The 13786-nt window shown below is 63.1% G+C and carries 12 protein-coding genes; 8 read left to right on the top strand and 4 right to left on the bottom strand.

Annotated elements, in window-relative coordinates:
• The first annotated feature begins 47 nt into the window (after positions 1–47).
• Both L6D80_RS30165 and L6D80_RS07735 read left to right on the top strand, forming a co-directional pair.
• Positions 48–2690, top strand: coding sequence for a M16 family metallopeptidase (locus L6D80_RS30165; protein ID WP_176514973.1), 2643 nt, complete (start codon positions 48–50; stop codon positions 2688–2690).
• Between the two features lie 60 nt (positions 2691–2750).
• Positions 2751–3737, top strand: a complete 987-nt coding sequence (locus tag L6D80_RS07735) for a hydrolase (RefSeq protein WP_176514971.1) — start codon at positions 2751–2753, stop codon at positions 3735–3737.
• Positions 3738–3746: 9 nt separating this feature from the next.
• Here L6D80_RS07735 and L6D80_RS07730 read toward each other — a convergent pair whose 3' ends face one another.
• Both L6D80_RS07730 and L6D80_RS07725 read right to left on the bottom strand, forming a co-directional pair.
• On the bottom strand, positions 3747–4601 hold the full coding sequence (locus tag L6D80_RS07730) for a sulfurtransferase (protein WP_054901888.1): 855 nt from the start codon (positions 4599–4601) through the stop codon (positions 3747–3749).
• A gap of 35 nt (positions 4602–4636) precedes the next feature.
• Positions 4637–5302, bottom strand: coding sequence for a TetR/AcrR family transcriptional regulator (locus L6D80_RS07725; RefSeq protein WP_054901889.1), 666 nt, complete (start codon positions 5300–5302; stop codon positions 4637–4639).
• A 151-nt stretch (positions 5303–5453) separates the two neighbouring features.
• On the opposite strand from L6D80_RS07725, the gene L6D80_RS07720 reads away from it, so the two are divergent.
• The 3 genes from L6D80_RS07720 (at position 5454) to L6D80_RS07710 (ending at position 7873) form a co-directional block, all read left to right on the top strand.
• On the top strand, positions 5454–6884 hold the full coding sequence (locus L6D80_RS07720) for a coniferyl aldehyde dehydrogenase (protein ID WP_176514968.1): 1431 nt from the start codon (positions 5454–5456) through the stop codon (positions 6882–6884).
• A gap of 149 nt (positions 6885–7033) precedes the next feature.
• Positions 7034–7513, top strand: a complete 480-nt coding sequence (gene coaD, locus L6D80_RS07715) for a pantetheine-phosphate adenylyltransferase (RefSeq protein WP_054901891.1) — start codon at positions 7034–7036, stop codon at positions 7511–7513.
• A gap of 108 nt (positions 7514–7621) precedes the next feature.
• Positions 7622–7873, top strand: a complete 252-nt coding sequence (locus L6D80_RS07710; RefSeq protein ID WP_009683359.1) for a YfhL family 4Fe-4S dicluster ferredoxin — start codon at positions 7622–7624, stop codon at positions 7871–7873.
• Positions 7874–7926: 53 nt separating this feature from the next.
• Here L6D80_RS07710 and mutM read toward each other — a convergent pair whose 3' ends face one another.
• Positions 7927–8739, bottom strand: a complete 813-nt coding sequence (gene mutM, locus L6D80_RS07705) for a bifunctional DNA-formamidopyrimidine glycosylase/DNA-(apurinic or apyrimidinic site) lyase (protein ID WP_054901892.1) — start codon at positions 8737–8739, stop codon at positions 7927–7929.
• A gap of 3 nt (positions 8740–8742) precedes the next feature.
• Positions 8743–9561, bottom strand: a complete 819-nt coding sequence (locus L6D80_RS07700; RefSeq protein WP_176514986.1) for an HDOD domain-containing protein — start codon at positions 9559–9561, stop codon at positions 8743–8745.
• 191 nt (positions 9562–9752) lie between these two features.
• Between L6D80_RS07700 and L6D80_RS07695 the strand changes: the two genes are divergently transcribed.
• From L6D80_RS07695 to ilvD, 3 genes are all read left to right on the top strand, one after another.
• Positions 9753–10292 (top strand): type 1 glutamine amidotransferase domain-containing protein, encoded by a 540-nt coding sequence (locus L6D80_RS07695; RefSeq protein ID WP_176514967.1) that lies wholly within the window; start codon positions 9753–9755, stop codon positions 10290–10292.
• A 104-nt stretch (positions 10293–10396) separates the two neighbouring features.
• Positions 10397–11593 (top strand): class I SAM-dependent rRNA methyltransferase, encoded by a 1197-nt coding sequence (locus tag L6D80_RS07690; RefSeq protein ID WP_054901895.1) that lies wholly within the window; start codon positions 10397–10399, stop codon positions 11591–11593.
• 290 nt (positions 11594–11883) lie between these two features.
• Positions 11884–13725 carry a dihydroxy-acid dehydratase gene (gene ilvD / locus L6D80_RS07685; RefSeq protein ID WP_054901896.1) on the top strand — a complete coding sequence of 614 codons (1842 nt, stop codon included), beginning with the start codon at positions 11884–11886 and terminating at the stop codon, positions 13723–13725.
• Positions 13726–13786 lie beyond the last annotated feature (61 nt).

The raw sequence follows: 13786 nt of genomic DNA, 5'->3' as shown, positions 1-13786 counted from the left end.
CTTGACCGAAGCTGCTCCGGCACATTGCCAACAGGAGCACATCGATCATGTCCACAGCCCGTTCAACGGCTCTGCAACGATTCACACTCGACAACGGCCTGGTGATCTACCTGCGTGAGGATCACCGTGCGCCGTTGGTTGCGGCCCAACTGTGGTACCACGTCGGCGCCAGCCAGGAGCCAACCGGGCAATCCGGGCTTTGCCATCTGGTCGAGCACTTGATGTTCGAGGGCAGCAGCAAGCTTGCCTCCGGGCAGTATGACAAGGTCATGGCCCAACTCGGCGGTGACCCCAATGCCATTACCACCCCCGATGCCACCTGTTTTCCCGTCACCCTTGCACCCAGCCGCCTGGAAGCGGCGCTGGAAATCCTGGCAGACTCGATGGCCAGTGCCACGCTAGGCCCCCCGGTGTTCGCCCGAGAGCTGGAAGTGGTCAAGGCGGAGCGCCGCGAAAACATAGACAACATGCCCCTGGCCCAGGCTCATGAGCGCGCCTGGATTCTCGCCAACAGCCATACCCCCTACGCCACACCCACCGCTGGCCATCTGGCTGATTTGCAGCACCTGCACCAGACCGACGTACGCCGCTGGTATCAAGACTGGTATCACCCGAACAACGCCTCCCTGGTGGTGGTTGGTGATATCGACATGCAGACTCTACGCCCACTGGTCGAGCGCCATTTCGCCACCATCCCGGCGGGCCGTCTGCCCGAACGCTGGATACCTGCACCGAACCGGCGCTTCAAGCACCGCTGCCAGACCATTGCCCTGGCGGGCCTGCTACCCGGGGCAATAATGGCCTTCAATACGCCCAGCCTTGCCACCGCGACCAACCCGACACAGGCACAGGCCCTGCGGCTCATTCCGCAATTACTGGCCAATGGCAGCAGCTCGCGCCTGTCATTGCGCAAGGTACGTGGCGAAGCCGTGCTGCTGCGGGCTCAGGCACGCTATCAGCACCTGCAGCGAGGCGACAGCCTGCTGACCGTCGAGCTGTATGCCAACCCGGCCAATGCCACGGCACAGGTGGCCACCGATGCGGTGATGCAGGAGATAGAATTGCTGCGCCAAACCGCGCCCACGGTGGACGAGCTCAACCGTGCAAAAACCCGCTTGCTGGCCAGCCTGGTCTTTGATCGTGACAACATTGCGGTGCAGGCCAACGCCATTGGCAAGCACGCAGTCAGCGGGCTGGACCCGAACCTGCTCGATCAGGAACGGCAAAGCATAGAAAGCATCACCCCCGAAGACGTACGCGCCACCGCGCACGAATACCTCACCCACGAGCGCCTGACGATCACCTACATGCAAGCAGCGCCGCCACCCTCTGCGGTGGCGCCGACACCCAGCAGCAACGCCGAGCAAAACCCTAACCTGAGCTCGCTGCAAGGCCTGGACCTGAACGAAATCGACATCACGCCACCGCTTGTGCAGGCCTGGCAGACCCCGGAAGGTACACGCGCGAGGTTGGTCGAAGCACATGAGCTGCCAATGGTCGACCTGGTGCTGAGTTTCAACGCGGGCAGCAGGCTGGATGGCGACAAACCTGGGCTTGCTGCGCTGACCCTGTTCATGCTGGACGAAGGCACGCTCAGCCTGGACGCTGTGCAGTTCGCCGAACAGATCGAACGGCTGGGCGTGGTGTACAGCAAGGACATCACCCGTCATCAGGCCGTGATCACCGTGCGCTGCCTGACCGGCGATGTGCTCGATGAAGCTGTCCGCCTGATCATCGACATGGTGGCCCGGCCTTCCCTGAACGCGGCTGAGCTCACCCCTCTGAAGACGCAACTGCTGGAATCGAGCAAACTACGGCAATCTTTCGCCGTGCTGCGTGCCCGTGAGGCTGCTTTCTCCCAAGCGTTCGGCAGCCACCCCTTCGCAACGCCGGTGCGCGGCACGCCCACAGGCATAGCGGCAATCAGCACCGAGGACCTCAGGGAATTCCACCGGCAAGCGTACTCGGCCAACAACCTGAACATTTCCCTGGTGGGCGATCTGTCGCGCGAACAGGCCGAGGCGATTGTCCGCAGGGTCAGCGCAGCACTGCCGCAACACTGGGCCGCAACCGCGCCACCTGCCTTGCCGATGTTCGAGGCCGCGACCCTGAACCTGGAACAGGCCGGCACCTCCGATGCGGTGCTGATGCTGCTGCCGATGAGCGCACGCCCGGCTGACCCGGACTACCCAGCCTTGGTGCTGGCCTGCGACGTGCTGGGCGGGGGCAGCGAATCACGGCTGTTCAAAGCATTGCGCCAGACCCACGGGCTTACCTATGCGGTCAACGCTGGCCTTGCACCGGCAGACAACCTGCTCTACATCGAATGGGAGGTCGCTGGCGAATTTCTCGACGCCTCGACCCAGTTGGTAACCGACGTGCTGCAAACCTATGTGGCAGAGGGGCCGAGCGAAGCCGAGCTCGCATTGGCCAGACGGGCCTTGCTCGGCGAGCTGCGGCGGACCGTGGCCACCAACGGTTCACTGGCAACACTCATCGCCAGCCACAGCCATCAAGGACTGCCCAGTGATGCCCTGGCGACCTACATCGAGCGCCTGTCAGCGGTAACGCCAGAAATGGCCCGCGTTGCACTCACATTGCGCCTGGCGCCCTTGCGCAGATTGTTGGTGAGCGTCGGGCCGATGGTTGACCAGCAGGGACTGCCGGCACCCGCGCTTACCGACCAATAGCGCAGGTACAGTGGCGGTGTTTCATGGCACTCTAGGCAGGCACATCACGAGTCGCCAAGCATGACCATCGCCACGTTCCGCCCCGCTACCGGCCTGTCCAACCCTCACCTGCAAACCTTGTGGGGCCCGTTGTGGCGCAAGCTGCCGATACTGGAGCGCAGCCGCGAACGCCTATGGCTGGCCGATGGCGACTTCCTTGACCTCGACTGGCATGGGCCGCATCAGCCCGATTCGCCTCTGGTGCTGGTCCTGCACGGCCTCACGGGTTCATCTCACTCCCCCTACGTCAAAGGCCTGCAGCAAGCGCTACAGGCCCGCGGCTGGGCCAGCGTCGCGGTGAACTGGCGTGGCTGCTCGGGCGAGCCAAACCTGCTGCCACGCAGTTACCATTCCGGCGCCAGTGAGGACCTGGCCGAGGTTGTCGCCCACCTGCGCGCCCAGCGGCCATCGGCACCGCTGTATGCGGTTGGCTACTCACTGGGTGGCAATGTGCTGCTCAAGTACCTGGGTGAAAGCGGCTCCGCCAGCGGGCTGGAGGCGGCCGTGGCGGTGTCCGTGCCGTTTCGCCTGGACCACTGCGCTGACCGCATCGGCCAAGGCTTCTCCAAGGTCTATCAGGCGCATTTCATGCGCGAGATGATGGCCTATGTACAGCTCAAGCAGCGGCATTTTCGCGACCAGGGCCACCATGAAGGCCTGGCTGCTCTCGACCGCCTTGGGCCGTTGCGCAACCTGCGTACTTTCTGGGATTTCGACGGCAAAGTGACCGCGCCCCTCAATGGCTTCAGCGATGCACACGACTACTACCGTCGTTCGTCGAGCCACTACTACTTGGGCGAAAACCGCACCCGGACACTGATCATCCATTCCAGTGATGACCCGTTCGTATCCGGCCATAGCCTGCCGGATGCCAGCGAGCTGGGGCCGCAGACGCAATTCGAACTGCACCACCGAGGTGGCCACGTGGGGTTCGTAGAGGGCAGCCTGCGAAATCCGGGGTATTACCTGGAGCGGCGGATTCCGCAGTGGCTGGTAGAGAGGCGCTGACCTGCCGGGTCAGTCGCCGGTAGCGACCTGATGCCGAGGGTCGTTGATCCACTCGCTCCATGAGCCGGCATACAACCGGCCCAGCGGATAGCCCGCCAATACCAGGGCAAACAGGTTATGGCAGGCCGTCACACCGGAGCCGCAATACGCCACCAGTTGTTCCGGGGGACGCCCCGCGAGCTTTTCTGCGAAGCGCTGCTTGAGCTGCTCCGGCGCAAGAAAACGCCCGTCGGCCCCCAGGTTATCGGTAAAAGCGGCGCACTGCGCCCCAGGAATATGCCCAGCCACCGGATCGATCGGCTCCACCTCTGCGCGAAAGCGCGGCAAAGCCCGTGCATCGAGCAGGGTTAGCTCTGGCTTGCCCAGGTGCTTGACCAGGTGTTGGGCGTCGATCAGCAGCTTCGCATCCGGCTCGCCGCTGAACGAGCCGTCACGCCGGGCCGGGGGGTCCAGGCTAAGGGGAAGATGCGCAGCGTGCCAGGCCTTGAGGCCGCCATCGAGGATGGCCACACCACTGCGCTTGCCCAGCCAGGCCAGCAACCACCAGGCGCGGGCGGCAAAGGCGCCGGGGCCATCGTCGTAAAGCACTACCTCGCTGTCATTGTCCACCCCCCATTCACGCAGGCGCTCGACCAGCCGATGCGGATCGGGCAAGGGGTGGCGCCCGGTCCTGCCCTTGATTACCGGCCCACTCAGATCACGCTCGAGGTCGGCAAAATGCGCCCCGGCAATATGCCCTTCGGCGTAGCTGCGTTGGCCATAATCCACATCCTCCAGAGCAAAACGACAATCGAGAATCACCAACCCAGGCGAGTCCAGACGCTCGGCCAGCTGCTGCGGGGTGATCAATTGCGCAAGGGGCATGACAATCTCCTGATCGATGGCACGAAGGCCCTGGCCTACTGTTCCAGGGCCTGGTTGAACGGAACGTGAAACTCCTGACACAGGGCATCCACGGCGTTGCGGGCATTGCCGGTGACAAAACCCAGCTCAAGCACCAATACCTGATAGACGCCACGTTTGAAGGCTTCTTCACCCAGGTGGGCGGAATGTTCCCGAGTGGTACTGAGAAACCGTACCCATGAGGTAAGAACGATCCAGGCGTTGATCGTGAGCGATTCAATCTGCGCGGGGTTCATAAGCAGAATCCCGGCCTCTACGAAGCCACGGTAGATAGCCTGCCCCTGGCGCAGACAACGTTCGGAGAACCGCCGGTAACGAGCGGCCAGCTCGGGGTCGCTGTCGAGCAGGTGCTCCAGGTCGCGGTGCAGAAAGCGGTAGTTCCACATCGCTGCGAGCAGCGCCTTGAGGTAAAAGCGTTTGTCCTCGACCGTGGCTGGCCGCCCCCTCGGCGGGCGCAGGAAGCTGTCCACCAGCTCTTCGTACTGGCTGAACAGTAGCGCGATGATCGCCTGCTTGTTGGGGAAGTGGTAGTACAGGTTGCCCGGCGAAATTTCCATGTACGCGGCGATGTGGTTGGTACTGACGCTGCGCTCGCCCTGCTGGTTGAACAGCTCAAGGCTGCTCTGCACGATGCGCTCTCGGGTTTTCATCCGCGGGGCCATGCTGAGCTCCGAATCTACAGGCTGTCGATAATGGCCCATCTTACGGTGTAACGCCGCCATGATGCACCGTTGGGCGGCGTGTAAAAAGTCGCCTCCTCGAACGCCTTAGCGTATAGGCTCTAGTGATTCTCCGTTCAGTAGAGACGCCACCGTGGCCTCGCCCCTCACGTTGCCTGCTACGTATTGCGACACCGCCCTGGCCGCCACGTTCGCTGCCCAGCGCCAGGCCTTTGCGGGCAACCCTATGCCACCGGCGGCGCAACGGCGCCAGTGGCTCAAAAGCCTGCGTGAAGCCCTGCTGGCTGATAAACAACGGTTGATCGAGGCGATCGACCTGGATTTCGGCGGCCGCAGCACCGACGAAACCTTGCTGGCCGAGCTGTTGCCATCGGTGCAGGGCATACGCCATGCCGAGCGCCACCTACAGCAATGGATGCGCGCCGCCAAGCGCTCCGTCGGGCTGGCTTTCCAGCCAGCCAGTGCCCGAGTGTTGTATCAGCCTCTGGGCGTGGTGGGCATCATCGTGCCTTGGAACTACCCGCTGTTTCTTGCCATCGGGCCCCTGACCGGCGCACTGGCCGCTGGCAACCGGGTCATGCTCAAGCTCAGTGAGGCCGCGCCCGCCAGTGCCTTGGCGCTGAAGGCAATGCTCGGGCGAGTATTCCCCGACGACCTGGTCAGTGTGGTGCTGGGCGAGAAGGAGGTCGGCCAGGCGTTCGCCAGGCTACCCTTCGATCACCTGCTGTTCACCGGCGCCACCAGCGTCGGCCGCCAGGTGATGTTGGCCGCCGCACACAACCTCACCCCAGTGACCCTCGAGTTGGGGGGCAAGTCGCCGGCCATCGTCTCGGCCAGCGTGCCGCTCGCCACGGCCGCCGAGCGTATTGCCTTTGGTAAAACGCTCAACGCGGGCCAGACCTGCGTCGCCCCCGACTACGTACTGGTGCCCCGCGAACGCCTGGCGGCCTTCAGCAAGGCCTATGAAGACGCCGTCCGTCGGCTTTATCCACGCATCGCCGAAAACCGCGACTACAGCGCCATCATCAACCCTAGGCAACTTCAGCGCCTGCAGCACTTGCTGGACGACGCCAGGCGCAAGGGCGCACACGTCATCGACCTGTACCCCGCCGAAGCCCGCCAGGGTCGGCGCCTGCCGCCGCATCTGCTGCTGGAGGTGAACGACGACATGCAGGTGATGCAGGACGAAATATTCGGCCCGCTGTTGCCACTGGTGCCCTATGACAACCTCGCGAACGCCTTGGCCTACATCAACCAGCGCCCGCGCCCGCTCGCGCTGTATTACTTCGGCTACGACCGTGCCGAGCAGGAGTATGTGCTCCAGCACAGCCACTCCGGCGGCGTCTGCCTCAACGACACCCTGCTGCAGGTGGCCCAGGACGACCTGCCGTTCGGGGGCATCGGCCCGTCGGGCATGGGCCATTACCATGGCCATGAAGGCTTCCTGACCTTCAGCAAGGCCAAGGCAGTGTTGGCCAAGCAGCGCTTCAATGCTGCGCGCCTGATCTACCCCCCGTATGGCAAGGCCTTGCAGCGCCTGGTGTACAGGCTGTTCATCCGTTGAGGCAGCGCCGCGATCGGCTGCTTTGAGGCAGTGCATGACAACAAATGCCCGCGCTGTCTATAGTGCCATCAGCTGGCCGCATGACTTGGCCGGGCGCAATCGCTGCGCTACCATCCGACTCCCCAACGCACTCCAGCCAGGATGACGCGATGAACCGAGTGTTGTACCCGGGTACTTTCGACCCCATTACAAAAGGCCATGGCGACCTGGTCGAACGCGCCTCGCGGCTTTTCGACCACGTGATCATCGCGGTGGCGGCCAGCCCGAAGAAAAACCCCCTGTTCCCGCTGGAACAGCGGGTGGCGCTGGCGCGTGAGGTCACCAAGCACCTGCCCAATGTCGAAGTCATCGGCTTCTCCACCCTGTTGGCACACTTCGCCAAGGAACAGGGCGCCAACGTCTTCCTGCGCGGCCTGCGCGCGGTGTCCGACTTCGAGTACGAATTCCAGCTGGCGAACATGAACCGGCAATTGGCGCCCGACGTCGAAAGCCTGTTCCTGACGCCTTCGGAGCGTTACTCGTTCATTTCTTCGACCTTGGTCCGGGAAATCGCTGCGTTGGGAGGCGACATCACCAAGTTCGTCCACCCGGTGGTGGCCGAGGCGCTTACCGAACGCTTCAAGAAGTAAGCCTGACCACCTGATTAACGCGCCCGCGTGCACTGCGGGCGCGAATGCGGCACAATTGTGCCCATTGCGTTGAACATGCCCGGGCGGTGAGCCCCGGCCGGAGTCCCCATGTCCCTGATCATCACCGACGATTGCATCAACTGCGACGTCTGCGAACCCGAGTGCCCGAACGAGGCCATCTCCCAAGGCGAAGAGATCTACGTGATCGACCCTAACCTGTGCACCCAGTGCGTGGGTCACTACGACGAGCCGCAGTGCCAGCAGGTCTGCCCGGTCGACTGCATCCCGCTGGATGAAGCGCACCCGGAAACCGAAGAACAGCTGATGGCCAAATACCGCCGGATCACTGGCAAGGCCTGATCACTGCCCAGTGATGCCCCTGCGCCGGTTTGCCGGCGAAAGGGCCCAATGGTTCAGCGCTGACAGCGCGGGCAATAAACACTGGCCCGCTGCCCCAGCTTGACCTCACGCAAGGTTGTGCCGCACAGCTTGCACGGCATCCCGCCCCGGCCATACACGAACAATTCCTGCTGGAAATACCCCGGCTGCCCGTCGCCGCCTATGAAATCGCGCAGCGTGGTTCCGCCCTGCTCGATGGCGGCCGCCAGTACACGCTTGATCTCGATCGCCAACTTCAGGTACCGGGCGCGTGAAATCCCACCTGCTTCCCGGCGCGGGTCGATGCCAGCGGCAAACAGCGCCTCCGTCGCATAGATGTTACCCACCCCTACCACCACGGCGTTATCCATGATGAACGGCTTGACCGCCATCGTCCGCCCGCGGGACAACTGGAACAGGCGCTCGCCGTCGAACAGGTCGGTCAGCGGCTCTGGCCCGAGGCGCAGCAACAGTTCATGGTTCAGCGGGTCGTGGCTCCAGAGCATGGCTCCGAACCGGCGTGGGTCGGTGTAGCGCAGCATCAACCCCGACTCCAGTTCGATGTCAACGTGCTCATGCTTGGCCGCCGGCAGCCCCAGCTCCACCAGGCGCAGGTTGCCCGACATGCCCAGGTGACTGATCAAGGTACCGACCTCGGCATTGATCAACAGGTACTTGGCGCGCCGCTCGACGCTGACGATGCGCTGGCCGGAAAGGCGCACGTCGAGGTCTTCGGGGATTGGCCAGCGCAGGCGCCGGTCACGCACCACCACGCGGCTGACGCGCTGGCCTTCCAGATGGGGTGCGATACCGCGCCGTGTGGTCTCGACTTCAGGTAATTCTGGCATTGGTCAGTGCCCACCCAGTTCGCGAATGGTCTGCTTGAGGTTCTCGAAGTCGTACTCCGACAAACCGATGTAGTCCAGTACCAGCGGGCCGACCGCATGCCATTCGTGGTCGACGCCCTGGTTGCCCAAGACCCGGTACGACGCGCAGATGTGCTCGGCCATCTTCAGCACCGCCAGCAGGTTTTTCAGTTGGCTCTGGGTATTGCGCGAGGAGTCCTCACGGAACACGGACAGGGCGTTGTGATGGTTGGCGATCGCCGCGCTGATGTGCTCAGGCAGGCGCCACGATTTGGCGGTGAAGTAGCCGACCACTGAGTGGTTGGTGTTGAAGGCACGGTTCTCGGTGTCGACGACCCGGGTGTGGGCATCGGCCTTGGCGTAGGCTTCTTCAAGCACATCCATGTAGCTGGGGAAGCGCTTGAGCATCAGCGGCACGCCACAATCATGGAACAGCCCGAGCGTGTAGGCCTCGTCCGCCGCCTGGATGCCGGTGCGCTTGGCCAACGTCAGGCAGGTCATGGCGACATCCTGGGCGGTATCCCAGAAACGGTTGAGGGTAACGATGGTTTCATCGCTCATCTCGCCCTTGATCGACTGGGCGTTGATCAGGTTGATGATCGAACGGCTACCCAGCAGGTTCACCGCCCGCTGGATCGAGCCGATCTTGTTGGCCAGGCCGAAATGCGGCGAATTGACCAGCTTGAGCAAGGCGCCCGACAACCCCGGGTCCTGGGAAATCAGCTTGGCGATGGTTTCCAGGTCCGGGTCGGGCATGTACTGCTCGAACTGCAGGTCGACCATGATCTGCGGCTGCGGCGGAATGGTAATGCCTTGCAAGGCTTGCTGGATCTGTTCGGCGCTGAGTTCTTGGGACATGCGGGCACACTCGTAGAGGACGGGCGATTCTAACCTTGTCATTCGCCAAGGCACTAACCACTGGATCGTTCCGCAGGAACTTTACTTGAGCCATGCCAGCCTCCTGTTTCACGCCAATCTGAAAAAGGAGAAAACCCATGAGTGCAGAATTGAATGGCAAGCGCGTAGCCTTCCTGGTCACCGACGGTTTCGAGCAGGTGGAGCTGACCGGCCCTCGCGAAGCCTTGGAGCAGCGCGGTGCAGTGGTGGAGATCATGAGCGACAAAGAGGGTGAAGTACGAGGTTGGAACCACGACAAACCCGCCGACGGTTTCAAGGTCGACGCCACCTTCGATGGCGCTCACCTGAACCTTTACGATGCGTTGGTGCTACCCGGCGGCGTGCAAAACTCTGACACGATTCGCCTGATCCCCGGCGCGCAGAAACTGGTGAAAAGCCATGAGGCGGCCGGCAAGCCCCTGGCAGTGATCTGCCATGGAGGCTGGCTACTGGTGTCCTGTGGGCTGGTCAAGGGCAAACGCATGACCAGCTACAAGACGCTGCAGGATGACATTCGCAATGCCGGTGGCACCTGGGTGGACGAACAGGTGGTGGTCGATGGCAACCTGATCACCAGCCGCCAACCGGATGACATCCCCGCGTTCAATGAGCAGTTGATCAAGGCATTGGCTCGGTAAGCGGCTTGCTGGCCCCGCGCGAAGGGGCCGGCACTTTGTCGTGCCCTGCACCGATTCAGGGGCCAACCAGTTATACTCCCGCTCTTTTTTCCCGGAGCGACGTCATGTCCCTGCCCAGCCTTCGCCTCAAAGCCAATGCCGACCGCCGCCTGCGCGCCGGCCACCTGTGGGTCTACAGCAATGAAGTCGACGTTACCGCGACTCCGCTGCAGGGCTTTCAGGCCGGCCAACAGGCCATTCTGGAGGCCGCCAACGGCAAGCCGCTGGGTATCGTGGCGCTGAGCCCGAACAACCTGATCTGCGCACGCTTGCTGTCGCGCGACGCCAAGTTGCCCCTGGACAAGTCGCTGCTGGTGCACCGCCTGAATGTCGCCCTGTCACTGCGCCAGCGCCTGTTCGACCAGCCGTGCTACCGCCTGGTCTATGGCGACTCCGACCTGCTGCCGGGCCTGGTGGTCGACCGCTTCTTCGACATTCTCGTGGTGCAACTGGCCTCGGCCACCATGGAACTGCACAAGGACGACGTCATCGCTGCCCTCGTCCAGGTGCTCAAGCCAAGCGGTATCCTGTTCAAGAACGACTCCGCAGCCCGTGATGCCGAAGGCCTGCAGCGCTACGTCGAAACCGTCTACGGCGAAGTGCCAGACTGGGTTCCTCTGGAAGAAAACGGCGTGAAATTCGAAGCCCCGGTACGCGAAGGCCAGAAGACCGGCTGGTTCTATGACCACCGCATGAACCGCGCGCGCCTGGCACCCTATGTCAAAGGCAAGCGCGTGCTCGACCTGTTCAGCTACATCGGTGGCTGGGGCGTGCAGGCCGGCGCATTTGGCGCCAGCGAAGTGTTCTGTGTGGATGCATCGGGCTTTGCCCTGGACGGCGTCGAGCGTAACGCTGCACTGAACGGCATCAGTGAAAAGCTGACCTGCATCGAAGGCGATGTGTTCGAAGCACTGCGCGAACTGAAGGCCGCTGAAGAGCGCTTTGACGTGATCATTGCTGACCCACCCGCGTTCATCAAGCGCAAGAAGGACCTGAAAAACGGTGAAGCGGCCTACCGCCGCCTCAACGAACAAGCCATGCGCATGCTGACCAAGGACGGCATTCTGGTCAGCGCCTCGTGCTCGATGCACCTGCCCGAGGACGACCTGCACAACATTCTGCTGACCAGCGCCCGTCACCTGGACCGCAACCTGCAACTGCTCGAACGCGGCGGCCAGGGCCCGGACCATCCGGTGCACCCGGCAATTGCCGAAACCCGCTACATCAAGAGCATCACCTGCCGGTTGCTGCCTAATAGCTAAGTCGGCCTGGGGCCGCTTGGCGGCCCCATCCGCACCTCATGCGGCGCGCCGGGCGAGCCACCCGAGCCACCGCCCGGACACATCGCCATTCCCTCGCCGCGCCAGCGGTGTAGAATCGGGCTATTCATCGCCAGTCATCCCCCGGCGGGTTTATGAGCTCTGGTCGAGCACGCGGCGATCCCGTGGTGTATTCGGCCCCATCCGTGCCAGTGGCAACCGGCCTAAGGCGCATAGGACAAGAGAAGCTCACTCCCCTTTTTGTGACCTGATATAGCCGCCAGGAGTGCTTCATGCCTGATTACCGTTCCAAGACTTCCACCCAAGGGCGCAACATGGCCGGCGCCCGTGCCCTGTGGCGCGCCACCGGGATGAAGGACGAAGACTTCAAGAAACCGATCATCGCCATTGCCAACTCGTTCACCCAGTTCGTCCCGGGGCACGTGCACCTGAAGGACCTGGGCCAGCTGGTTGCCCGCGAGATCGAGCGCGCCGGTGGCGTGGCCAAAGAGTTCAACACCATTGCGGTCGATGACGGCATCGCCATGGGCCATGACGGCATGCTCTACTCCCTGCCCAGCCGCGAGATCATCGCCGACGCCGTTGAATACATGGTCAACGCCCACTGCGCCGACGCCATCGTGTGCATTTCCAACTGCGACAAGATCACCCCCGGCATGCTGATGGCTGCTTTGCGCCTGAACATCCCGGTGATCTTCGTGTCGGGCGGCCCGATGGAAGCCGGCAAGACCAAGCTGGCCAGCCATGGCCTGGACCTGGTTGACGCCATGGTGATCGCCGCCGACTCCTCGGCCTCCGACGAAAAAGTCGCCGAGTACGAGCGCAGCGCCTGCCCAACCTGCGGCTCATGCTCTGGCATGTTCACTGCCAACTCGATGAACTGCCTCACCGAAGCCCTGGGCCTGGCCCTGCCGGGCAACGGTTCGACCCTGGCCACCCATGCCGACCGCGAGCAGCTGTTCCTCACCGCTGGCCGCACCATCGTCGAGCTGTGCAAGCGCTACTATGGCGAGAACGACGAATCGGTACTGCCACGCAGCATCGCCAACTTCAAGGCGTTCGAAAACGCGATGATGCTCGACATCGCCATGGGCGGCTCGACCAACACCATCCTGCACCTGCTGGCCGCTGCCCAGGAAGGCGAGGTGGCGTTCGACCTGCGTGACATCGACCGCCTCTCGCGTAAGGTGCCGCAGCTGTGCAAGGTGGCGCCGAACATTCAGAAGTACCACATGGAAGACGTGCACCGCGCCGGTGGTATCTTCAGCATCCTCGGTTCGCTGGCCCGTGGTGGCCTGCTCCACACCGACCTGCCGACCGTGCACAGCCGCAGCATGGAAGAAGCCATCGCCAAGTGGGACATCACCCAGACCGATGACGAAGCCGTGCACACCTTCTTCAAGGCCGGCCCGGCAGGCATCCCGACCCAGACCGCATTCAGTCAGTCAACCCGTTGGGAAACCCTCGATGACGACCGTGAAAACGGCTGCATTCGCAGCGTCGAGCATGCCTATTCGCAAGAAGGCGGCCTGGCCGTGTTGTACGGCAACATCGCCCTTGACGGTTGCGTGGTGAAGACCGCCGGTGTCGACGAGTCGATCCACGTGTTCGAAGGCACCGCGAAGATTTTCGAAAGCCAGGACAGCGCCGTGCGCGGCATCCTCGCCGATGAAGTGAAGGCCGGCGACATCGTCATCATCCGCTACGAAGGCCCGAAAGGCGGCCCGGGCATGCAAGAAATGCTCTACCCGACGTCGTACCTGAAATCCAAGGGCCTGGGCAAAGCCTGCGCCCTGCTCACCGACGGCCGCTTCTCGGGTGGCACCTCGGGCCTGTCGATCGGCCACGCCTCGCCGGAGGCTGCTGCGGGCGGCGCCATCGGCCTGGTGCGCGACGGCGACAAGGTACTGATCGACATCCCCAACCGTTCGATCAACCTGCAGGTCAGCGATGAAGAGCTGGCAGCGCGCCGTGTGGAGCAGGACAAGAAGGGCTGGAAGCCGGCTGAAGTACGCCCACGCAAGGTGACCACTGCGCTGAAGGCCTATGCCTTACTGGCGACCAGTGCCGACAAGGGTGCTGTACGCAACAAGGCGATGCTGGAAGGGCTGTGAGGCGCTGAAGGTGTGAATGAAAACCGGCGCTCCCCAGCGCCGGTTTTTTTATGCCTGCACG

It is taken from the genome of Pseudomonas ceruminis (assembly GCF_021602025.1).
Lineage (GTDB): Bacteria > Pseudomonadota > Gammaproteobacteria > Pseudomonadales > Pseudomonadaceae > Aquipseudomonas > Aquipseudomonas ceruminis.
This window is presented reverse-complemented; position numbering and strand designations above follow the sequence as displayed.